Consider the following 22782-nt stretch of genomic DNA (forward strand, 5'->3'; position numbering starts at 1 on the left):
TTGCCTCCCCTCAGCCCTTCTGCGAGCCGCGCAGCGCCTGGCCGAGATCGTCGATCAGGTCGGCCGGGTCTTCCAGGCCGATCGAAAGCCGCACCATGTCCTCGCCGATGCCGGCGGCCTTCAGCGCCTCCGCATCCATCTGCTGATGCGTGGTGCTGGCCGGGTGGATGACCAGCGACTTGGCATCGCCAACATTGGCGAGATGCGAGAAGATGCGGAGCCCCTCGATGAAGCGGCGCCCGGCGGCGCGGCCGCCCTTGATGCCGAAGGTGAAGATGGCGCCGGCGCCGTTCGGCAGCAGGGTCTTCGCCAGCGCATGGTCGGCATGCTCCGGCAGCTCGGGATAGCTCACCCAGGCGACGCTCTCATGCGCATGCAGGAAGGCGACGACGCGGCGGGCGTTCTCCACATGGCGCTGCATGCGCAGTGGCAATGTCTCCACGCCCTGCAGGATCTGGAAGGCGTTCATCGGGCTCATGCAGGCACCGAAATCGCGCAGGCCCTCCGACCGCGCACGCATGACATAGGCAGCGGGGCCGAATTCCTCGGCGAAGTCGAGGCCGTGATAGCCGGCATAGGGCTCGGTCAGGGTCGGGAACTTGCCCGAGCGCTCCCAGTCGAAATTGCCGCCATCGACCAGCATGCCGCCGATCGCCACGCCATGGCCGCCGAGGAACTTGGTCGCCGAATGCACGACGATATCGGCGCCATGCGCGATCGGCCGGCAGAGATAGGGCGTCGCGAAGGTGTTGTCGATCATCAGCGGCACGCCGGCCTTGTGCGCGATATCGGCGACTTTGGGCAGGTCGAGCACTTCGAGGCCGGGATTGCCGAGCGTCTCGCCGAAGACGAGCCGCGTCTCCGGCCGGATCGCGGCGCGGAAGCCGTCGAGGTCGCGCGGGTTGACGAAGGTCGTGGTGATGCCGAAGCGCGGCAGGGTGTGGGTCAAGAGGTTGTGCGAGCCGCCATAGATCGAGGCCGAGGCGACGATGTGGCTGCCCGCGCCCATCAGGGTGGCGATGCCGAGATGCAGCGCCGCCTGGCCGGAGGCGGCGGCGACCGCGCCGACGCCCTGCTCCAGCGCCGCAACCCGCTCTTCCAGCACCGCGACCGTCGGGTTGGAGATGCGGGAATAGATGTGGCCGGCGCGCTCCAGGTTGAACAAAGCGGCGGCATGCTCGGTGTCGCGGAAGACGTAGGAGGTGGTCTGGTAGATCGGCACCGCGCGGGCGCCGGTCGCCGGGTCGGGCTGCTGGCCGCCATGCAGGCTGATCGTGTCGAATTTCAGGAACTTGGCTTCCATCGCCGCCTCCTCCCGAGGAGTGGGCCGCCACGCTACACGCGCCCGTGAGCGGCGGCAAAGCGGCCTTTGCAGCGCGGGCCGGCTTGCCGCAAACTGGGAAAAATCCAGCCCGGATTCCGGGGAGGCGATGAGCAAGTCAGCCCATATCGACAGCTTCGCGCGCGACCACCTGCCGCCGCCGGAGGCACAGCCGGTCTTCGACCTGAAGGCGACCCCGGAGATCGCCGCCTATCCGGCGCGGATGAACTGCGCGGCCGAGCTGCTGGACAAGCAGGCGGCGAAATTCGGCGACCGCCCGGCCTATCATTTCGGCGACGAGACCTGGACCTATAACGACCTGCTGGCCAAGGCGAACCAGATCGCCCATGTGCTGGTGGACGAGCTCGGCCTTCGGCCCGGCAACCGGGTGATGATCCGCGGCTTCAACAACCCGATGTTCGTCGCCATCTGGTTCGCGGTGATGAAGGCGGGCGGCATCGTGGTGGCCACCATGCCGCTCTATCGCTGGCGCGAGCTGACCTTCATGGCCGACAAGGCGGAGATCGGCATCGCCCTCTGCGACTGGCGCCTGCACGAGGAGATGGAGCAGACCGCATCGCGCGCCAAGACGCTGAGGCGCGTCGTCTGGTTCAACAAGCCGGGCGACACCGCCGCGCTGGAGCCGCGCATGGCGCGCCAGCCGGCGACGTTCAAGACGCTCGACACCGCGGCCGACGATATCTGCCTGATCGGCTTCACCTCCGGCACGACCGGCCAGGCCAAGGGCGCGCTGCACTACCACCGCGACGTGATGGCGATCTGCGACACGTTCAGCCGCTATGTGCTGAAGCCGACGGAGGACGACGTCTTCTCCGGCTCGCCACCGATCGCCTTCGCATTTGGCGTGGGCGCGCATATCGCCTTCCCGCTGCATGCCGGCGCCGCGACCGTGCTGGTCGAGCAGTACACGCCGCAGGTGATGCTCGAGACGATCAGCAAGCGGAAGGTGACGGTGTTCTTCACCGCGCCGGCCGCGTTCCGCGCCATGACCGATCTCGCCGGCGGCTACAACCTCTCCTCGCTCCGCGAATGCGTTTCCGCCGGCGAAACCCTGCCGAAGCCGGTCTGGGAAGGCTGGTTCAAGGCGACGGGCAACAAGATCATCGACGGCATCGGCTCGACCGAGATGCTGCATGTCTTCATCGCCTGCCGCGGCGATGAAATCCGCCCCGGCTCCACCGGCAAGGCGATTCCGGGCTACCGCGCCAAGGTGGTCGACGACCAGGGCAAGGAGCTGCCGCCGGGCGAGACCGGCCGGCTCGCCGTGCAGGGCCCGACCGGCTGCCGCTACCTCGCCAATCCGGAGCGCCAGGCGGCCTATGTGCAGGACGGCTGGAACTTCACCGGCGACGCCTACATGCGCGATGCCGACGGCTATTTCTGGTACCAGGCCCGCACCGACGACATGATCGTCTCCTCCGGCTACAACATCTCCGGCAACGAGGTGGAATCGGTGCTGCTGCTGCACCCCCAGGTGAAGGAATGCGCCGTGGTCGGCTGGCCCGACAAGGAGCGCGGGCAGGTGGTGAAGGCCTTCGTGGTGCCGCGCGATCCTGCCGCCGCCACGCTGGAAGCGGTGAAGGGCCTGCAGGATTTCGTGAAGGCGGAGCTCGCGCCCTATAAATATCCGCGCGCCGTCGAGTTCATCGCCGAGCTGCCGCGCACCGAGACCGGCAAGGTGCAGCGCTTCAAGCTCAGGGAGCGGGCAGGCCTGTAGCGACCGTCATTTCCGGCCGATTAACCTGGGGTTAGAGTAAGCGGCCTGAAATCGACGTCATGCCCATGCGCCTGCCCGCCTGGTTAACCATAATTGTCGTGGCTTTCGGCCTCGCCGCACTGCCGGCCCTGGCGGAAAAGCGCGTTGCGCTCGTCATCGGCAACGCGGCCTACAAGGACGCGCCGCTGAAGAACCCGGTCAACGACGCCCGCGCCATGGCGGCGAAGCTGAAGGAGCTCGGCTTCCAGGTCGTCCAACGCGAGAACACGACCAAGCTGGAGATGGAGCGCGCAGTCGCCGATTTCGGCGACCTGCTGAATCCCGACACGGTCGGCCTCATCTTCTATGCCGGGCACGGGCTGCAGGTCGACGGGCGCAATTACCTCGTGCCGGTCGATGCGCGCGTGGCGGCGCAAACGCGCGTGCGGCTCGAGACCGTGGATGTGGATATTCTCCTCGAGCAGATGGGCGCCGCCGGATCGCGCGTCAACATCGTCATCCTGGATGCCTGCCGCAACAACCCGTTCGAGCGCCGCTTCCGCTCCTATGAAGGCGGCCTCGCCCAGATAAACGCCCCGACCGGCACGCTGATCGCCTATGCCACCGCGCCCGGCAAGACGGCGGCGGACGGAAGCGGGGCGAACGGGCTCTACACGGCGGAGCTGGTGCGCGCGCTGGATGCGCCGGGCCTGCCGGTGGAAGAGGTGTTCAAGCGCGTGCGTGTCGAGGTGGCGCGCGCCTCGTCCGGCACGCAGACGCCGTGGGAAGCCTCCTCCCTCACCGGCTCGTTCTCGTTCCGCGAGGCGCCGCGCGTGGCGCCGCCGGCGCCGGCGCCCGCCACGGTTGCGCCGCCGCCCGCGCCGGCCGTCGACAAGGAGCTGGTATTCTGGAACTCGATCCAGGCGAGCCAGGACCCGTCGATGTTCGACGCCTATCTTCGCCAGTTCCCGAATGGCAGCTTCGTCGAGCTGGCGCGCGCCAAGGCCGCGGCCCTGCGCCAGCCGGTGCCATCCCCGGCGCCGCCGGCGCAGATCGCCGCCGCACCGCCGGTGACATCGAACGACTTCCAGCGCAACCGGCCCCCGCCGGCGCCACCGGCCGCCGCCGCCACATCCCACGAGGGCAGCTTCGACATCGCCGCGCTGTACACTCAGCGCGAGGTCAAGGGCGTCTATGTGGTGGCCAGCAAGGCCTGCGGCTTCAGCTACAAGCTCTCCTCGTCCAAGCGGATCGAGTTCGGCGCCAACGGCCATGCGCCGTGGCGGGCGACCTACAGCGGCGATGGAATGAGCGGTCCCGTGTATATCGAGCGCATGGCGAGCGGCCTGCGCATCTCCGTGTCGGCGCGCACCGGCGGGGGCACGCCGGCACAGGCGGATGGATTCGGCTTCAACTTCATCGTGTCGAACAGCGAAATCGGCGCCGACGGCAGCTTTACCGCCAGGGACAGCGTCAACGGCAGCCGCAACAGCCGCTGCGCCGACTACCGCATCGAGTTCACGGCGCGCTGACCGCCGGCGCCGCGGGACGCCGCGGCGGAAACACGAAGCGCTGGTAGATCCAGCCGAGCCCGAGCAGCGCCAGGCCGAGGCCCAGGAACGACAAGGCGCGCAACAGGCCGGTCAGCTCCGCCATGTCGAACAGGAAGACCTTGGCGATGGTCAGCCCCAGGATGGCGAGCGAGGCGTAGCGCAGGCCGTGCTGGCGGAACCCGATGCCGAGCCCGAGCAGCGCCGCGCCGTAGAGCAGCCAGACGGCGGAATAAGCGTAGTACTCGCCGTCGCTGACCGGGCCTTCGTCCAGCACGTTGCCGACGAAGGCGCGGCGCACCTCCATGCTGAGATAGACGAGGCCCAGCACCAGGCCGGTCACCGCCGCGGAGTTGGCGACGGCGCGCTGGCCGCGCCGATGCGCCGTCCGCAGGAACAGCAGCGCGAGCAGGGCCGGGGCGAGATAGGCAAGCCCGAGCGCGTTGACCACTGGCCAGGCACCGACCGCGTCGCCATTGAACAGCGGATTGGCCAGGATGAGATTGCCGAACAGCAGGAGCAGCAGCGCGATGGCGGTGACGACGCGCCCGCCCCAGATCACCGCCTGCGAGGGATGCACGTCGCGCGCGCGGTAGAGCGCCCAGCCGATCACGCCCCAGGCCAGGGTGAGCGCCGCCGCCTCGACCAGGCCGGAATCGGCGCAATCGATGCTGCCGCCGCAGGCGGCATGGCGGATCTGCAGGCTGGCCAGCGCGACGACAAAGGCGATGGCGCCGCCTTCCAGCACCTCGACGGTGAGATCGCGGCGGTCGCGGGCGAACAGGCGCGCGGCCAGCGCGAAGGCAAGCGCCGGCAGGCCGTAGGTGTAGAGCAGCGGATTGAGGATCGGCCAGCCGCCGAGGTCGTAGGCCGCCACTTCCGGGTTGAACAGCAGGCGCACGATCGCGATGCCGGCCAGGGCCAGCGCCACCCGCCGCAGGGCGCGCAGCGGCAGCTGAAGGTAGATCCACGCCAGCGCCGGCAGCTCGACCGCGAGTGCGACGGTGAGCCAGCCGGTGCGGAAAGTAGTGACGCAGGCCAAAGTCACTGCCGCGGTGACGCCGACCGCATAGGCCGCCAGCGCGGCGTCGAGGCCCGGCACCTGCCGATAGCCGTTGAGCCGTGCCGCCATGCTGAGGAAGAGCAGCGCCAAGGCCAGCGCGGCGGCGAGCCAGGGCAGCGAGGTATCGAGCGCCGTCACCTTCCAATAGGCGAGGGCGAACAGCACGACCGGCGCCGTCACGCCGAGCACGGCCCAGCGCCCGGGCCGCCGCGCGCCCCAAAGCCCGCCCGCGCCGGCCGCGCCGAACAGCACGCCGAGACCGAGACACCAGCCGACGAAGCGCTGCAGGCTGGGCGGCACCAGCGGCGCCGAGGCGAAGCCGGCCGCCATGCCTTCGATGACACCGAGCGCCTCCGGCCGTTCCACCCCCTGCGGCAGCGGCCAGGCGGCGACCAGCAGCAGGGCGACCGCGAGCGGCACGTATTCGACGCCGGTCTCGCCCTCGCGCCAGCGCATGCGCAGCAGCATGATCGCGGCGATAGCGGCGAAGCCGATCAGCGCGGTCGTGCCATAGCCGTCGCGCCCGACCAGCAGGCCGGCGAGGACGGCGAAGATGCCGAGCGCGACCGGCCCCGGATCGTCGGCGCGCCAGCCCCGCGCGCCCAGCGGCCCGGCCAGCGCGATGGCGAACAGGCCGCTGGTCGCGACCAGGAACAGGCCGACCGCCAGCGCATCGCCGGCGCGATAGCCGTCGGCTAGCCAGAGCAACGTCCAGGCCGTGATGGCGGCGACCGCGATCCAGCCGGTCCAGCCCCAGTCGCGATAACGAGCGAGGCCGGCCACACCGGCGGTGACGGCAAACAGATAGATGAAGAGGCCGGCCGCGGAAGGCTCCGGCCCGGCGACCAGCAGCGGCACGGCGAAGGCGCCGACCTGCCCGACCACGGCGAGCAGGCTGCCATGCAGCAGCGCCAGAGCGAGGCCGAGGGCGGCGATCACCGCCATGGCGATGAAGGCGATGCCGGGCGAGACGAGGCCATAGAGCTCGAACCCGCTATAGACCGAGGCGTAGAGCGCCACCACGCCCGCGGCGGCGAGCGCCGCCGGCACCCGGGCGCGCGGCACGTCGCCGAGCATCGGCAATTCCGGATCGAAGCGGCGCAGCCATTCCGCGCCGGCAAGCAGCGCGAGGCCGAGAGCGAGCCCGAGCGCGATGCGCACGGTCGGGCCGAGCAGGCCCTGCTCGATCGAATAGCGGACCAGGAAGATGGCGGCGAGCGCGATGGTGCCGGCGCCGAGCCAGACCGCCCAGCGCACGGTGAGCAGCTCTTCCAGGCGCGGGCGCTCGGCAGGGGGTTGCGGCGGCGGAGGTGGTGGTGGCGGCGCGGCGCTGGCCGCCGCCGGAACCGGCTCGACCTCCGGCACTGGCGCGTCGCTTGCCGGTAGCGCGGCTTCCGGCGGCGGGACCGGCGCCGCGGCCGCGACTTCCGGGCTCGCGCCGGATTCCTCCACCGGCTCCGACGGGCGCGGCGCGGTCTCGATGGCGTCGAGACGACGGCGCAATGCCTGAACCTCGGCCTGCAGCTGCCCGACCAGCAGGCCGGTCTCGCGCAGCCGCCAGCCGACGAAGGCGACCGCCGCCAGCAACAGGATCTCGATCACCCCACCACCCCCACGGGCCGCTTGCGGCCCGCGCCAAGCTAGCCGAGCCCGATTCAGCTTGCGAGCAGCTTCGAATAGGTCTCGCCGACCGGCAGGATGACGTGCTTCTCCAGGCCGGCCAGGCGATGCGGATTGATCGCGGCATAGCCGTCGGAGCGCATGGTGGCGACGAAGGCCTGGCGGTGCGGATAGCGTACCAGCACGGCATAGTCCCAGGCGTCGCCCGCATCGTCGCCGATGGCGACGCCGGTGACCTTGCCGGCCCAGAGGATGGTGCCGCCGCATTGCTTGAGCAGCGGTACGAAGCCGCGGGAATAGCGGAGATAGGCGTCGTAGCCGCTGCCGCTGCCATCGGTGGCCCGGGCGCGGAACTTGACCAGGTTCAGCATGACGACCGGCCCCTTCTCCGCCGATGCGGCCAGGGCGTCGAGCTGTCGCGGCTTCGGGTCCATCTCTTCCTCCTTCGAATCAATGCGGCAATCCTAAGCCCCCTCTGCCCATAGGGCGGAGGGGGTTTGGGGGAGGTGGGCCATCCGCAGTGGTAACTGCCGTCCGCACGTGCTCGGCGTACCGCATCCTCCCCACCTCTACCAACCCTCTCCCCCTCTTCGAGGGCGGAGAGGGCTTTTTTCAGTGCGGATTGCATGGTCCTGCGGCTTCTGCAACGCTTTCCTCCGTGTTTGGGGAGTTCGCCGACATGACTGGGTCGTTCCTGGCGTTTCTCGGGGTGTCGATCATCGTCATCGTGACGCCGGGGCCGGATACGGCGATCACGGTGCGCAACACGCTGCTCGGCGGCCGGAGCGGCGGCATCCTGACCGCGCTCGGCGTCTCCACCGGCCAGGCGATCTGGGCGCTGGCGACCGCAATCGGCGTGGTCGCGCTGCTGGTCGCTTCCGAGCCTTTGTTCCTGGCGGTGAAGTATGCCGGCGCCGCCTATCTCGTCTGGCTCGGCCTGCAATCGCTGCGCGCCGCCTGGGCAGCACGCCATTCGGAAGCAGCGAGCGGCGAGCGACCCATCGCGCGCCGGCTCGGCCCCGCCGCAGCGTTCCGCCAGGGCGTGATCAGCGATCTCGGCAACCCGAAGATGGCGGTGTTCTTTGCGAGCCTGCTGCCGCAATTCGCCACGCCGGGCGACGGCATGCTGACCGGCCTGTTCGCGCTCGGCCTGGTGTTCAGCCTGATGACCTTCCTCTGGCTGGTCTTCTATGCCGTCGTGGTCGCCAAGGCGGGCGACCTGCTGCGCCGCGGCCGCGTGCGGCAGGCGATCGAGGCGGTGACCGGCACGGTGCTGATCGCGCTCGGCCTGCGTCTCGCCGCCGAACAGCGCTGAGGCCGGCACGCGATGCGCATCTCGATCTTCACCGTCCTCGACCATCATCCCGGCCGCGCGCGCAGCATGGCGGAGCTCTACGCGCAGGTGACGGCCCAGGCCAGGCTCGCCGAGGCGCTCGGCTACCACGCCTTCTATGTCGCCGAGCACCATTTCCACGAATACGGCGCCTGCCCCAACCCGGCCGTGCTGCTGGCATCGCTGGCGCCGCAGACGACTCGCATCCGACTCGGCACCGCCATCGCCGCGCTCGCCTTCCGGAACCCGGTCGAAGTGGCGGAGAGCTATGCCCTGGTCGACGTGCTGTCGGGCGGGCGGCTCGAGCTCGGCCTGGGCTCCGGCTATCTCGCGCATGAATTCGCCGGCTTCAACATCGACCCGGCGGAGAAGCGCGAGCGGTTCGACGAGAACCTCTATGTGCTGACACGCCTGCTCGCGGGCGAGAAGGTAAGCTTCCAGGGCCGCTGGAATCGCCTGAGCAACGTGCAGATCAACGTGGCCCCGGTGCAGCACCCGGTGCCCATCGCGGTCGCGACATTGCGCCCGGAAGGGGCCTACGATATCGGCGCCAAGGGGCACAACATGCTCTGCGTGCCCTATGCCTCGGTCGGCCGCTTCGAGGAGATCCAGGGCCTGATCGCCCAGCATCACAAAGGACTGCGCAAGAAGGAGCGCAAGGATTTCGTGGGCGCGACCGGCGTGACCCTGCACACCTATGTCGCGGCGACCGATGCGGAAGCCAGGGCCGAGGCGGCCGAGGCCTTCGACCTCTATGTCGCTACCCGCCTCTATGCCCGCCGCCAGACCTATGACGACGTGATCGCGAGCGGGCTCGCTCTGTTCGGCTCGGTCGAGACGGTGGCCGAGAAGATGCTGCAGCTCGCCGATTGGGGCGTCGACCACGTCATCGCGCTGGCCGATTTCGGCCTGCTGCCATTCGACCGCGTGGAGCGGTCGATGCGGCTGTTCGCCGAGGAAGTCCTGCCGCGGGTGCAGCAGCGCCTCACCGCCTGATCCCTGTCTTGGCACGCGGCTTGCTGCGCCGGCGGCGAGCGACGAGCCGGAGGAATCCCTATGCAAGCCCAGGTCTTCCGCGTGCCGATGGCGGATCCGTCGGATACGAGCGGTGTCATCCGCCTGATCGACGAGGGCCTTCTCGCGCCCGACGGCCTGGTCGCCGTGCTCGGCAAGACCGAAGGCAATGGCTGCGTCAACGACTTCACCCGCGGCTATGCGACGGCGAGCCTGAAGAGCGCCCTCGCCGCCCGGCTCGGTACGACGCCGGGCGAGATCGGCGACCGGGTCGCCTTCGTCATGTCCGGCGGCACCGAAGGCGGGCTGTCGCCGCATTTCATCGTGTTCGCTCGCGGGCATGGGCGCGGGCAGCCGGGGAGCAAGCGGCTCGCCCTCGGCACCGCCTTCACCCGCGCCTTCCGTCCGGAGGAGATCGGCCGCACGGCGCAGGTCGAGGAAACCGCCCGTGCCGTCGTCGCGGCGATGCGGACGGCGGCGATCGCAACGTCGAGCGACGTGCACTATGTGCAGATCAAGTGCCCTCTGCTCACCCGCGAGCGCATCGCCGAGGCCGAGGCGCGCGGCCAGCGCGTCGCGACGGAGGACACCTATCATTCCATGGGCCTGTCGCGCGGCGCCTCCGCGCTCGGCGTCGCCGTGGCGCTCGGCGAAGTCGTGGCCGATGCGCTCAGCGATGCCGTGATCGGTCACGACCTCGCGCTCTGGTCCGGCCGCGCCTCGACCTCGGCCGGGATCGAGCTGATGCGCAACGAGATCATGGTGGCCGGCATGAGCGATGCCTGGGGCGGCGACCTCGTGATCGACCATGGCGTGATGCAGGACGCGATCGACCTGGCCGAGGCGCAGGCCGTGCTGCGCCGGCTCGGCTTCCGGGCGGAAGGCCAGCTCGGGCCCGAGGAGCGGAGCCGGATCGCGGCGGTGCTGTGCAAGGCGGAGCCGGCGCGGTCCGGCCAGATCCGCGGCGCCCGCCACATCATGTGGGACGACAGCGACATCAACGCGACTCGCCATGCCCGCGCCCTGGTCGGCGGCGTGCTGGCCGGCCTGATCGGCGACACGCGGCTGTTCGTCTCCGGCGGGGCGGAGCATCAGGGGCCGGATGGCGGCGGCCCCGTCGCGGTGATCGCCCGCAAAGCGCCGGATTGAGGGCGACTGACGGCCGCGCGCCACCTGCTATCATCCCGCCTCAGAGACGGGGGCCCCGCCCGGGCCCGCCGGACGGGAGCTATTGCAGAACGATGTTGCTCGAATCCCTCGCCATTCTTCTGTTGATCCTGCTGAACGGCTTCTTCGCCATGGCCGAGCTCGCGGTCGTGTCGGCGAAGCGGGCCCGGCTCGAGGTGATGGAGGATGCGGGGAATGCCGGCGCCGGCCTCGCCCGCACCTTGGCCGAGGAGCCGGAGCGCTTCCTGCCGACGGTGCAGATCGGCATCACCCTGATCGGGGTGCTGGCCGGCGCGCTCTCGGGCGCCACCATCGCCGACAAGTTGGCCGCGTGGCTGGCGGGCATCCCGGCGCTGGCGCCGGCGGCGAACGGGCTTTCGATCGCCATCGTCGTCGTCATCGTCACCTATCTGTCGCTGGTGCTGGGCGAGCTGGTGCCGAAGCGGCTGGCGCTGCGCCGGCCGGAGCCGATCGCCGCCTTCGTCGCCCGCCCGCTCGACCTGCTGTCGCGCATCGGGGCGCCGATCGTGTTCCTGCTCCGCGTCTCCACCGAAGCCGTGCTGCGCCTGGTCGGCGCCCATCGCGAGGCCGATCCCGGCGTCACCGAGGCCGAGATCCGTACCATCATCGAGGAAGGCGCCGAGCACGGCGTGATCGAGGAGGAAGAGCGCGAGATGATCTCCGGCGTCATGCGCCTGGCCGACCGGCCGGCGCGGGCGCTGATGACGCATCGCACCGATATCGTCTGGCTGAACATCGACGACGATCCGAAGGTCAACCTGCGCAAGATCGTCGAGAGCGGCCGCTCGCGATTCCCGGTCTGCCGCGGCTCGATCGATGACGTGATGGGCATCGTGCAGGCGAAAGACCTGCTGGACTGGGCGCTGGCCGACAAAGCGTTCGACCTGCGCGCCGTGGTGAAGGAGGCGTCGGTGATCCCGGAAGGTGCCGATGCCTTTCAGGTGCTGGACCTGCTGAAGCGTTCGCCGATCCACATGGCGCTGGTGGTTGACGAGTACGGCAGCCTGCTCGGCGTGGTCACCGCGACCGACGTGCTGGAGACCATCGTCGGCGAGCTGGCCGGTCCGGAGGGGCCGGCCGTGCCCGAAGTGGTGACGCGCGAGGACGGCACCTGGCTGATCGACGGCGCGTTGAATGTCGACCGGCTGACCGAGCTGCTCGACCTCGCGACCCCGCCCGAGGCCGGGGAGTTCCATACCGTCGCCGGCTTCGTGCTGTGGCGGCTCGGACATATCCCGCAGACCGGCGAAAGCTTCGAATGGAACGGCTTCCGCTTCGAGGTGGTCGACATGGACGGCCGCCGCATCGACAAGGTTCTGGTCTCGCCGATCGGCGGCGACGGCGGCGGCTAAGGCGCGAGCTTCTCCAGCAGCTGCAGCAGCGCCGCCCGCTCCTCTGTGGTCAGCGCCTCGGCGATGCGGGCCTCATGCGCCCGCACTTCCGGCACCGCGGCTTCCAGCGCCGACTTGCCTTTCGGCGTCAAGGTCAGGCGGTGCGCCCGCCGGTCCGAGGTCGAGGGCTTGCGCGCCACCAGGCCGCGCGCCTGCAGCCGGTCGATCACCGCCACCACAGTGGAGCGGTCCACCCCCATGGCATTGCCGAGCCGACTCTGGTTCAAGCCGGGATTGCTGTCGATCAGCACCAGCACGCCGAACAGGCCGGGGGTCAGCTCGAACGGCGCCAGCGAGGCGAGGAAGTCGTTGAACACGCGCACCTGCGCCCGCCTGAGGCGATAGCCGATCAGCTCCGGCAGCAGCCCGCGGGCGATGGTCGGCTTGGCCGGGTTCAACGCGCAGGCGCCTGCAGCTCTCCGTCACCCGAATCCAACTCGTCGTGGCCGGGCTTGACCCGGCCATCCACGTGTGGACCGCACCGCGGCAGATAGGCGTGGCTGCCCGGGTCAAGCGGGGGCACGACGCATAGCAGCGGCGACAGAGGGACGGCGCAATACATCATCCCCCGCAACATAGCCGACCTTGCGGCCGGTGCACCCTTTCAGGCGGCGAGGTTGCGGGCCAGCGCCTCGTTCAGGCGGCGCACGAAGGCCGCGGGATCGACCGGTCCCTCGCCCTCCAGGATGCGGGCCTGGTCGAACAGAAGGTGGGCCGCTTCCCCCACCTGGTCGGCCGCGCCCCCGGCCGCCGCCAGGGCGGCGAGGCGCTTGACCAGGGCATGGCGCGGGTTGAGCTCCAGGATGCGCGCCGCCGCTTCCGGCGCGCGGCCGGTCTGGCGCAGCAGACGGGCCAGCCGCATGTCCATGTCGCCCTCGGCCGCGACCAGGCAGACCGGCGATTCGGTCAGGCGGTCGGAGGCGCGCACGTCCTTCACTGCCTCGCCCAGCGCGGTCTTCACCACCGCGATCAGGGTGGCGATGTCGCCCTCCTTCGCCGCCTCTTCCTTCGGCGGCTCGGCCTTGGCCCCCTTGATGCCGCCGAGATCGATGCCGCCGCGGGTCACCGAGCGGAGCGCCTTCCCCTCGTAGGCCGGCACCATGCTGGTCCAGAAATCGTCGACCGGATCGGTCAAGAGCAGGACCTCGATGCCCTTGGCCTTGAAGCCTTCGAGCTGCGGGCTGGTCTTGAGCTTGCCGAGATCCTCGCCGGTCATGAAGTAGATCTCGCTCTGTCCTTCCTTCATGCGGCCGATGTAGTCGTCGAGCGTGACCAGGGCATCGCCCTCGGTCGAGCGGAAGCGGGCGAGCTTCAGGATGCGGTCGCGATGCTCGAAATCCTCGTACAGGCCTTCCTTCAGCACGGCGCCGAAGGCGTCCCAGAATTTCGCAAATGACTCTGCATCCTGCTTCGCCTTGGCCTCGATCTCGCTCAGGACTTTGCGCACCAAGGCGTTGCGGATCTTTTGCACGATCGGATTGGCCTGCAGGGTCTCGCGGCTGATGTTGAGCGGCAGATCCTCGCTGTCGACCACGCCACGCAGAAAGCGCAGCCAGGCCGGCACTAGGCCCTCGCAATGATCGGTCACGAAGACGCGGCGGACATAGAGCTTGACCTTGTGCTTGCGGTCCGGGTCGAACAGGTCGAACGGCTTCTCGCTCGGCACGTAGAGCAGCATCGTGTATTCGATGGTGCCCTCGGCCTTCTGGTGGATGGTCAGCCACGGCGCGTCGAAGGCATGGCCGACATGGTGGTAGAATTCCCGGTGTTGCTGTTCGGTGATATCGGCCTTGGGCCGGGCCCAGATCGCGGCGGCCGAGTTGACCTTCTCCTCCGCGCCCTCCGCCGCCACGGTGATCGGCAGCGCGATATGGTCGGAATAGGTCTTGACGATGCGGTCGATGCGCGCGCGCTCGAGGAACTCGTCCGCCTCCTTGTTCAGCTGCAGTTCGATCCGGGTGCCGCGCGGCACCTCGCCCGCCTCCTCGACGGTGAAGCTGCCGGCGCCTTCGGACGCCCAGCGCCAGCCCTGATTCTCGCCGGCCTTGCGGCTCGTCACCTCGACGCGGTCGGCCACCATGAAGGCGGAATAGAAGCCGACGCCGAACTGGCCGATCAGGTTCATGTCGGCGGGCTTCGCCGCCGCCATGCCCTCGACGAAGGCGGCGGTGCCGGACTTGGCGATGGTGCCGAGGTTCTGCACCAGGTCGTCGCGGTTCATGCCGATGCCGTTGTCGATCACGGCGAGCCTGCGGCCCGGCTTGTCGATCTCGATCCGGATGCCGAGCGTCGCGTCACCGTCGAGCAGCGCCGGCTCGGTCAAGGCCAGATAGCGCAGCTTGTCGCAGGCATCCGAGGCGTTGGAGATCAGCTCGCGCAGGAAGATCTCCTTATTCGTGTAGAGCGAGTGGGTGACGATATTGAGCAGCCGGGCCACTTCGGCCTGGAACGACAGCGTTTCGGCGCCCATGACGGCTCCCTTTGTGCAGGTTCAATGCGAGTTCGGCGCCTTATGTGCCGTCGCCGGGGCGCCGGTTCAAGAGGGGACGCCAGTGCCCGGAACCAGATCGCGCCGCAGCACATCGGCATCGACCCGTCGGCCGGCATCCCGGTAGTAATCCGGCCGGCTGCCGACCCGGCGGAACCCGGCGCGGGCATAGAGCGCCTGGGCCGGCGCATTGTCGGCCGCGACTTCCAGGAAACAGCTTCTGACCCCGGACGCCGTCATGGCGGCCAGCGCCGCCTGAACCAGCGCGCGGCCGGCACCGGAAATGCGGCTCTCCGGTCGGACGCCGAGGGTGACGATTTCGGCTTCGTCGGCGCCGAGCCGATAGACGACGAAGCCGACCGGATCGCCGTCCTGGGTGGCGACCAGGGCGGCGGCGCCCGGTGTTTCCAGGAAGTCCTCGAACGAGGCGGCGCTCCAGGCTTGCGCGAAGCAGCGCGCATGCAGCTCGGCGAGCAGCGCCCCGCTGCCGCGCGCGAGCGGGCCGGTGATCACGCCGCCAGCCATTCCTGCCTCACTTCCGGGTCGCCCTCGCCCGGCAGTCGTGCCGCGCGCTCGCGTTCCAGCTCCGCCGGCGGAACAAGTCGCGCGTAGCCCCAGATCGCCGCGCCGCGCACCAGCGGTGCCGTGTCGTCGAGCAGCCGGCGCAGCACTGGCACCGCGGCCGTGGCGCCGCTGTTGCCGAGCGCGATGGCGACGTTGCGCAGGAAGCGGTCGCGCCCGCTGCGCTTGATCGCGGTGCCGGCGAAGTGCCGGCGGAAGGCCGCATCATCCAGTTCGGCAAGCTCGGCCAGCGCCGGCGCCGCCAGTTCGGGCCGCGGCTTGAGCGCCGCCTCGCGGGTGCGGCGCGCGAACTTGTTCCACGGGCAGATGGCGAGGCAATCGTCGCAGCCATAGATGCGGTTGCCGATGGCGGCGCGGAACTCGCGCGGGATCGGCCCGGCATGCTCGATGGTCAGGTAGGAGATGCAGCGCCGCGCATCCAGCCGATACGGCGCCGGAAAGGCGGCTGTGGGGCAGATGTCGAGGCAGGCCCGGCATTGGCCGCAATGGTCGCTCTCCGGCGCATCCGGTTCCAGCTCCAGCGTGGTGAACATCGCGCCGAGGAACAGCCAGGAGCCGAAGCCGCGCGAGACCAGGTTGGTGTGCTTGCCCTGCCAGCCGATGCCGGCCGCCTCTGCCAGCGGCTTCTCCATGACAGGCGCGGTGTCGACGAAGACCTTGAGCTCCGCCTTCAGCTGCCCGGCGACGAACTGGCCGAGCGCCTTGAGGCGGGACTTGACCACGTCGTGATAGTCGCGCCCCTGGGCATAGACCGAGATGACGGCGCGCTCGCGCGCGGCGAGGCGCGGCAGCGGATCGGCCTCGGGGCCGTAATTCATGCCGAGCATCACCACCGACCGCGCTTCCGGCCAGAGCGCGTTCGGATGCCGGCGCCGATCGGCCTTGGCCTCGAGCCAGCCCATATCGCCGTGCATGCCGTCGGCGAGGAACTCACGGAAGCGCGCGCCCGCCTCGCCAATCGCAGCAGGACGGGTGAACCCGACGGCATCGAAGCCGAGCCGCAGCGCTTCGTCGCGGATCGCCGTCTTCGGATCGGGCGGCGCGCGCCCCGGCTGCCTCATGGGCTCGCCTCAGAAATCGAGATCGGCGTAGTGCTTCGGCGGTGGGAAGCCCGGGATGTGATCCGCCAAGAGCGGCCGGAAGGCGGGGCGCGACTTGATGCGGGCATACCAGTCGCGCGCCTGCGGATGCTGGTCCCACGGCACGTCGCCGAGATAGTCGATGCAGGAGAGATGCGCGCCGGCGGCGATGTCGGCGAGGCTGAATTCGTCGCCGGCGAGCCAGGTGCGCCGCTCCGCCAGATAGCCGATATAGTCGAGATGGATGTGCAGGTTGTGCTGGCCGGCGCGGATCGCCGCCGAGCTCGGCTCGCCGCCCCGCGTCATCCGCTTCAGCAGTTTCTCGCCGACCAGCGGCTCGCCGACTTCGAGCGCGAATTTCTGGTCGAACCAGGCGACGACGCGCCGGGTCTCCGCCCGCGACAGCGGATCGAAGCCGATCATGCGCCTGTCGGGATAGGCCTCGTCGAGATATTCGCAGATGGTCTGGCCGTCCGAGACATGCGCCCCGTTTTCCTCCACCAGCAGCGGCGTGGTGCCGGCAGGATTGACCTCGATATAGCCGTCGCGGAGCTCCCAGGGCCGCTCCAGCTCCAGGCCGAAATCGAGCCCCTTCTCCTTCAATACGATCCTGACCTTGCGCGACTGCGGGCAGAGCCAGAAATGGTAGAGCATGCGCATGGCGCGCACTCTAGCCCGATTTGCCGGCGCGTCACTCGGCCTTGCTGAGCCAGAAGCTGGTCTCGAAGGCACCGGCCGGCAGGGCCAAGGCGGTGAGCGAAGGCGGCAGCGCGGCGGCCATCCGCGTGGCCACCCAGTGGCTGGCAAACTCCAGATCGAAGCCGCCGCCCTGCAGCAGGCCGATCACGCCCTGCTGCTCGTTATAGCCGCGCCATTCCCAGGCGGTCGGGTAGTCGTCGGGCAGGAAGATGTCGTGGATATGCACGCGCACGCCGGCGGCGAGGCGCGGCAGCACATGGCCGAACAGCAGGTCGACATCGCTGCCCGGCATCAGAATGTGGCTCGAATCGATGAACAGGATGTCGCCGGCCGCCAGCCGCTCGAACGGGGCGAGGCCTGCCTGGTGAACGGTCTGGCGCAGGAAGGTGACGTCGAGCCCGCCGATCGCGGCGCGCGGCGCCGGGTCGATCGCGGTGATGCGGGTGGCAAGGCCACCGTCGCGCACGGCGCGGGCGAGGAACCGCGTCGAATGGCCGGACCCGATCTCGACGACACGCGCCGGCTGCGTGGACCGGACGATCGCATAGGCGGCGGCCGCATCGAGGCGCGGGAACCAGTCCTGGTTCCAGCGCGGCGCCGGCGGCGGCGCCTGCCCGATCGCCGCGAGTTCCGGCGCGAAGCCGTCGATACGATCGAGCACCGCCTGGAAGCGCGGCCGCGCCACTTCGAAGCGCGGCAGCAGCGCGGTGTAGATGCCGCGCGCACCTGCCGGGGGCAGCGTGTCGGCATAGCGATAGGGGATGAACCAGCCGCGGCGCCGGGCGCCGGCAATGGTCGCAAGGCCGAACCAGAACCGGCGGAATCTCACCGCCGGCCCAGCCTCAGGCCGCGCCTCATGGGCGGACGACGAGGCCTTCGCGCGCCACCACGGAGCCGGGGCGTACCTTGTCGAGCTCGGCCTGCACGCCGTCCATGAACTCGTCGTTGTGGTCGGGATCGTGGTGGAACACGACGAAGGTCTTCACCTTGGCCGCATCGGCCAGCCGCACGCCTTCCTGCCAGGTGGAATGGCCCCAGCCGACATGGCAGGGATATTCGTCGTCGGTGTACATGCAGTCGTAGATGAACACGTCGGCGCCGCTGATCAGATCGAGGATATTCGGGTCCGGCTTGCCCGGCGTGTGCTCGGTATCGGTGCAGTAGCAGATCGACTTGCCATCCCATTCGATGCGGTAGCCGGTGGCGCCGTTTGGATGGTTCAGCGGTGCCGTGCGGATGCGGATCTCGTTGGAGAGCTGCAAGGTCTCGCCGGCGTGGAAATCGTGAAACTCCATCGAGGCGCCGAAGATCTCCGGCGGCACCGGGAAGAGCGGCGCCATCATCAGATCGCACAGCGCGTGCTTCACCGTCATCGCCGGCAGCAGGTGGCCGGCATGCACGCGGAACTTGTTGCGCGGGTTGAAGAAGGGGCCGAAGAACGGGATGCCGGCGATATGGTCGAAATGAGTGTGGGTCAGGAACATGTCGGCATCGACCGGGCCGTTCATGCTGAGCTCGCGGCCGAGATAGCGCAGACCCGTGCCGCCATCAAACAGCAGCAGCCGTCCGCCGCACCGCACTTCGAGCGAGGAGGTGTTGCCGCCGTAGCGCGCGGTTCCAGGATCGGCGCTGGCGATCGAGCCGCGCACGCCCCAGAACTTCACGAAAAAGTCGCCCGGATCGTGCATGGGCGGTCCCTTCGTTGCGATCGCGGCCTTCTATATCAACTCGATATAGATCGACCTTGAACCCACAGGCTACAATATCGGCGTCATTGGAACAATTACAAGCCAGGAATCAGCCTAGGTCGTCCGGGCTAACGATTCCGTATTCGATTCAGCGATTCAAGGTTAACCAATCGCTACCGGGCCGCGATGGTTGCGATCACAGCATCCGATCGGGCGGTCCAGCCGACGATCGCGCCCTGGGCGCGGATCATTTCGAGGGCAGCCTGCTTGAAGGCGGGGAAATAGCTTTCGGTGCAATCCTCGACCAGCAGGCATTCGTAGCCGCGGTCGTTGGCCTCGCGCATGGTGGTCTGCACGCATACCTCTGTCGTCACGCCGGTGACCACAAGGTGTGTCGCGCCGAGCTGTTCCAGCCGGGCGCCGAACTCGGTGGCATAGAAGGCGCCCTTGCCCGGCTTCTCGATCACGATCTCGCCGGCGATTGGCACCAGCTCGTCGATGATCTCGCTGCCCGGCTCGCCGGCGACGAGGATGCGGCCCATCGGTCCGGCATCGCCGATCTTCAGGCTCGGGTTGCCGCGGGCGAGCTTGGCCGGCGGGCAATCGGAGAGATCGGGCCGGTGGCATTCCTTGGTATGGATCACCGGCAGGCCGGCGGCGCGGAAGGCGGCGAGCAGGCGCTGCAGCGCCGGCACGATGGCGGTGAGGCGCGTCACGTCGTTGCCAAGCGTCGCGCCGAAGCCGCCCGGCTCCACGAAATCGCGCTGCATGTCGATGATGACGAGGGCGAGCTTGCCCTTCGGGAAGGTATAGGCGTAGGGCTCGGCCGCGATGGTCGGCATCAATGCGCCACCATGCGCTTGCCGATCTCCTGGCGGTCGGCCGCCGCGATCGGCGCCTCGTAGGCGATCTTGCCCGACGCGATCACGGCGACGCGGTCGGAGAGCTCGAGGATCTCGTCCAGGTCCTCGCTGACCAAGAGGATCGCCGCGCCCTTGTTGCGTTGCGCGACCAGCGCGGCGCGGATCTCCGCCGTCGCCTTCACGTCGAGTCCGAAGCAGGGATTGGCGACGACGAGGAGGTCGATCTCCTCGCTGAGATCGCGCGCCAGCACGGTGCGCTGCACATTGCCGCCGGAGAGCTCGGCGATCGGCGTCGCCGGCGAACGGGTGCGGATGCGGTATTCGCCGATCAGCTTCTCCGCCGCGCGGCGGATCGCGCCATCGGAGAGCCAGGGCCCGCGCGCCATCGGCGCGAGGTCGAAGCGGCGCAGCGCCAGGTTCTCGGCGACGCTCATGGTCGGCACGGAGGCGTTCTTCAGCGGCTCCTCCGGCAGGCAGACCACCTTGTGCTTGCGCGCCGCCGCGCGGTCCGCCGCGTATCTCTCGCCATGCACTTTCACGGCACCGGCTTCCGGATCGCGCTGGCCGGCCAGGATCTCCACCAGCTCGCGCTGGCCGTTGCCGGAGACGCCGGCGAGGCCGAGGATCTCGCCGGCCCGCACGGCGAGCGACGCGCCGTCCAGCGCGCGGCGCCCGCGATCGTCGGCGGCAACGAGTCCGGACGCGTCGAGCACCACGTCGCCGGCGGGTTTTGGTGCACGCGCCGCCGGCTGCGCCAATGTCTCGACGCCGACCATCATGCGCGTCAGCTCCGGCGCGGCGAGATCGGCGGTGCGGCCGGCACCGACCAGCTTGCCCTGGCGCAGCACCGAGACCTCCTCGGCATAGGCGTAGATCTCGCGCAGCTTGTGGCTGATCATCACGATGGTGAGGCGGCCTTGGTCAACCAGGCCGCGCAGGAAGCCCAGCACCTCGTCGGCCTCGTCCGGCGTCAGCACCGAGGTCGGCTCGTCGAGGATCAGCAGGCGGCGGTCGAGATAGAGCTGCTTCAGGATCTCGACCTTCTGCTTCTCGCCGATGGCGAGCGCGCTGATCGGCCGGTCCAGCGGCACGCGGAACGGCATGCTGTCCATGAAGCGCGTCATCTTCGCGCGCTCCGCCTTCCAGTCGACCACCGCCGGCACCTTGCCGCTCGCCAGCAGCAGGTTCTCCGCTACGCTCATGTTCGGCACCAGGGTGAAGTGCTGATAGACCATGCCGAGGCCGAGCGCCGCGGCCGCCCTGGGGCTGCCGATCTCCTGGCCGCGGTCGCCGATCAACACGTCGCCGTCATCGGCGTGGTAGTAGCCCATCACGCATTTGACCAGGGTCGACTTGCCGGCGCCGTTCTCGCCGAGCAGCGCGTGCAGCGAGCCGGCACGCACCTTGATCGACACCGCGTCGAGCGCGGTGAAGGCGCCGAACCGCTTGGTCAGGCCGACGGTCTCGAGCGAGAGCGCGTCCGACATCAGATCACATCCAGCACTTGCGAAGATGTCGCGGTGGCGCCGAACACGCCGCCCTGCATCTGCACCATCTTGATCGCCGCGAGATGATTGCCGTGGTCGGTGGCGCCGCAGCCATCCTCCACCAGCAGGCATTCGAAGCCGCGGTCGTTCGCCTCGCGCATCGTGGTGTGCACGCAGACATCCGTCGTGATGCCGGTCAGGATGATGTTACGGATGCCGCGCGTATTGAGGATCAGCTCCAGGTCGGTGGCGCAGAACGATCCCTTGCCCGGCTTGTCGATGATCACCTCGCCCTCGAGCGGCGCAAGGTCGGGAATGATCTCCCAGCCAGGCTCGCCGCGCACCAGGATGCGGCCGCAGGGGCCGGGATCGCCGATACCGGCGCCGATCCGCTGCGAGCGCCAGCGCTTGTTCGCCGGCAGGTCGGCGAGATCGGGACGATGGCCCTCGCGGGTGTGGATGATGTGGTAGCCCTTCGCCCGCATGGCGCCGAGCAGGCGCTGGATCGGCTCGATCGGCGCGCGCGTCAGCGACAGGTCGTAGCCCATCTTGTCGACATAGCCGCCCGGCCCACAGAAATCGGTCTGCATGTCGATGACGATCAGCGCCGTGTTGGCGGGACGCAGGTCGCCGTCATAGGGCCAGGGATAGGGATCGGAGGCGATGTGCTTCTCAGCCCCGAGAATCTCAGCCATGGGCGGCCCCCTTGTAGCGACGGTTGGGCACGGGGAAGCCGCAAGCCGTGCCGTCCGTCACCTGCACCTTGTCCTCCCAGGGCAGGCGGTAGCGACCGGCAGCAAGGTCGATCATGTAGGTATAGGGGCAGTCCCGCGCGCCGCCATTGACGGCGACGAAGCCCCGATGGCCGAACTGGTAAATGTTGTTCTCGACGCCCCAGCCTTCGCGCGCCTCACGCACCAGGTCGGGCCGCACCTCGGCGGTGACGATCTCGTCCGGCACGCCGCTGCCTTCGGCCAGCATGGTGCCGTCGAAACTGCAGATCATCGCCTCGCCCATCGAGTTGAAGGTGCCGTCGCTGCCGCACATGCAGACGCTCGCCGTCGCCATCAGGTTGCAGAAGGCGTTCGATTGGTTGGTCACCTTCCAGGCATGGCGGATCGGCGCCGTGTAGCCCGCGGTGCGCAGCATGATCTCGGCGCCCTTGTACGCCGCCTCGCGCGCCATCTCCGGGAACATGCCGTCATGGCAGATGATGAGCGAGAGCTTGGAGCCGTTCGGTCCGTCGCAGACCGGGATGCCGAGATCGCCCGGCTCCCACGGCTCCACCGGCACCCAGGGATGCAACTTCCTGTAGTAGAGCTTGATCGCGCCCCGGTCGTCGATGATCAGCCCGCTGTTATAGGGGTTGCCGCCCTCGTTCAGCTCCATGATGGAGAAGCAGCCCCAGATGCTGTTCTCCTTGCAGGTCTGCTTGAAGGCGGCGACTTCCGGCCCGTCGAGTGTGCAGAGGATCTCGGGCCGGGTATCCATCGACAGGCCGTGCAGCGCGTATTCCGGGAACACGACGAGATCCATCGTGGCGGAGCCGCGCCGCGCCTTCGCCACCATCGAAACGATCTTCGCCGCCTGCCGCGTGATGTCGGCGCGGGTCTCGATCACAGGCAATTGGAGCTGCACCAGGCCGATGACGACGCCGTGCTTCGACTTGTTGAGGCCGCCGAGTCCGCTCATCTCGATT

Annotated in this window: 20 protein-coding genes; 6 read left to right on the forward strand and 14 right to left on the reverse strand. The window is 69.1% G+C overall.

Annotation, left to right across the window (positions count from 1 at the left end; all coding sequences use genetic code 11):
* Positions 1-10 precede the first annotated feature (10 nt).
* Positions 11-1303: an O-acetylhomoserine aminocarboxypropyltransferase gene (locus DT074_RS03580; RefSeq protein ID WP_119418432.1), complete on the reverse strand. Its 1293-nt coding sequence runs from the start codon at positions 1301-1303 to the stop codon at positions 11-13.
* A 127-nt stretch (positions 1304-1430) separates the two neighbouring features.
* On the opposite strand from DT074_RS03580, the gene DT074_RS03585 reads away from it, so the two are divergent.
* Positions 1431-3059, forward strand: a complete 1629-nt coding sequence (locus DT074_RS03585; protein ID WP_119418433.1) for an AMP-binding protein — start codon at positions 1431-1433, stop codon at positions 3057-3059.
* 59 nt (positions 3060-3118) lie between these two features.
* Entirely contained in the window at positions 3119-4570 is a 1452-nt protein-coding gene (locus DT074_RS03590) for a caspase family protein (protein ID WP_119418434.1), read from the forward strand.
* Here the strand turns inward: DT074_RS03590 and DT074_RS03595 are convergent.
* Together DT074_RS03595 and DT074_RS03600 are read right to left on the reverse strand one after the other, a co-directional pair.
* Complete coding sequence (locus DT074_RS03595; RefSeq protein WP_119418435.1) at positions 4557-7253, reverse strand: DUF2339 domain-containing protein; 2697 nt, start codon at positions 7251-7253, stop codon at positions 4557-4559. The genes DT074_RS03590 and DT074_RS03595 overlap by 14 nt on opposite strands.
* 53 nt (positions 7254-7306) lie before the next feature.
* A complete protein-coding gene (locus tag DT074_RS03600) occupies positions 7307-7705 on the reverse strand; it encodes a DUF1330 domain-containing protein (RefSeq protein WP_119418436.1) in 399 nt (132 codons plus the stop codon).
* A 245-nt stretch (positions 7706-7950) separates the two neighbouring features.
* Here DT074_RS03600 and DT074_RS03605 point away from each other — a divergent pair, with 245 nt between their 5' ends.
* The 4 genes from DT074_RS03605 to DT074_RS03620 all read left to right on the forward strand — a co-directional run bounded on the left by DT074_RS03605 (position 7951) and on the right by DT074_RS03620 (position 12158).
* Entirely contained in the window at positions 7951-8586 is a 636-nt protein-coding gene (locus DT074_RS03605; RefSeq protein WP_119418437.1) for a LysE family translocator, read from the forward strand.
* A gap of 12 nt (positions 8587-8598) precedes the next feature.
* Complete coding sequence (locus tag DT074_RS03610; protein WP_119418438.1) at positions 8599-9600, forward strand: LLM class flavin-dependent oxidoreductase; 1002 nt, start codon at positions 8599-8601, stop codon at positions 9598-9600.
* 60 nt (positions 9601-9660) lie between these two features.
* Entirely contained in the window at positions 9661-10767 is a 1107-nt protein-coding gene (atzD, locus tag DT074_RS03615; protein WP_119418439.1) for a cyanuric acid amidohydrolase, read from the forward strand.
* Between the two features lie 92 nt (positions 10768-10859).
* Positions 10860-12158: a hemolysin family protein gene (locus DT074_RS03620; RefSeq protein WP_119418440.1), complete on the forward strand. Its 1299-nt coding sequence runs from the start codon at positions 10860-10862 to the stop codon at positions 12156-12158.
* Here the strand turns inward: DT074_RS03620 and DT074_RS03625 are convergent.
* From DT074_RS03625 to DT074_RS03680, 11 genes are all read right to left on the reverse strand, one after another.
* Positions 12155-12595 (reverse strand): MarR family winged helix-turn-helix transcriptional regulator, encoded by a 441-nt coding sequence (locus DT074_RS03625; protein WP_119418441.1) that lies wholly within the window; start codon positions 12593-12595, stop codon positions 12155-12157. The genes DT074_RS03620 and DT074_RS03625 overlap by 4 nt on opposite strands.
* Positions 12596-12801: 206 nt before the next feature.
* The gene (gene htpG / locus DT074_RS03635) at positions 12802-14667 is read right to left on the reverse strand and encodes a molecular chaperone HtpG (protein WP_119418443.1); all 1866 of its coding nucleotides are present in this window, start codon (positions 14665-14667) and stop codon (positions 12802-12804) included.
* A gap of 66 nt (positions 14668-14733) precedes the next feature.
* A complete protein-coding gene (gene rimI, locus DT074_RS03640) occupies positions 14734-15210 on the reverse strand; it encodes a ribosomal protein S18-alanine N-acetyltransferase (protein WP_119418444.1) in 477 nt (158 codons plus the stop codon).
* Positions 15195-16328 (reverse strand): tRNA epoxyqueuosine(34) reductase QueG, encoded by a 1134-nt coding sequence (queG, locus tag DT074_RS03645; protein ID WP_119418445.1) that lies wholly within the window; start codon positions 16326-16328, stop codon positions 15195-15197. The genes rimI and queG overlap by 16 nt, the downstream gene beginning before the upstream one ends.
* A gap of 9 nt (positions 16329-16337) precedes the next feature.
* Entirely contained in the window at positions 16338-17006 is a 669-nt protein-coding gene (locus DT074_RS03650) for a glutathione S-transferase family protein (protein WP_119418446.1), read from the reverse strand.
* A gap of 31 nt (positions 17007-17037) precedes the next feature.
* Complete coding sequence (locus tag DT074_RS03655) at positions 17038-17874, reverse strand: class I SAM-dependent methyltransferase (RefSeq protein ID WP_119418447.1); 837 nt, start codon at positions 17872-17874, stop codon at positions 17038-17040.
* A gap of 25 nt (positions 17875-17899) precedes the next feature.
* Positions 17900-18733, reverse strand: coding sequence for an MBL fold metallo-hydrolase (locus DT074_RS03660; RefSeq protein WP_119418448.1), 834 nt, complete (start codon positions 18731-18733; stop codon positions 17900-17902).
* A gap of 173 nt (positions 18734-18906) precedes the next feature.
* Positions 18907-19575, reverse strand: a complete 669-nt coding sequence (locus tag DT074_RS03665; protein WP_119418449.1) for a cysteine hydrolase family protein — start codon at positions 19573-19575, stop codon at positions 18907-18909.
* A complete protein-coding gene (locus tag DT074_RS03670; protein WP_119418450.1) occupies positions 19575-21083 on the reverse strand; it encodes an ABC transporter ATP-binding protein in 1509 nt (502 codons plus the stop codon). Before DT074_RS03670 ends, DT074_RS03665 begins: the two co-directional genes overlap by 1 nt.
* Positions 21083-21778: a biuret amidohydrolase gene (gene biuH / locus DT074_RS03675; RefSeq protein WP_119418451.1), complete on the reverse strand. Its 696-nt coding sequence runs from the start codon at positions 21776-21778 to the stop codon at positions 21083-21085. Before biuH ends, DT074_RS03670 begins: the two co-directional genes overlap by 1 nt.
* Positions 21771-22775 carry a formamidase gene (locus DT074_RS03680; protein WP_119418452.1) on the reverse strand — a complete coding sequence of 335 codons (1005 nt, stop codon included), beginning with the start codon at positions 22773-22775 and terminating at the stop codon, positions 21771-21773. Before DT074_RS03680 ends, biuH begins: the two co-directional genes overlap by 8 nt.
* Positions 22776-22782: the final 7 nt, after the last annotated feature.

It is taken from the genome of Desertibaculum subflavum (genome assembly GCA_003576705.1).
Classification (GTDB): Bacteria; Pseudomonadota; Alphaproteobacteria; order Ferrovibrionales; family Ferrovibrionaceae; genus Desertibaculum; species Desertibaculum subflavum.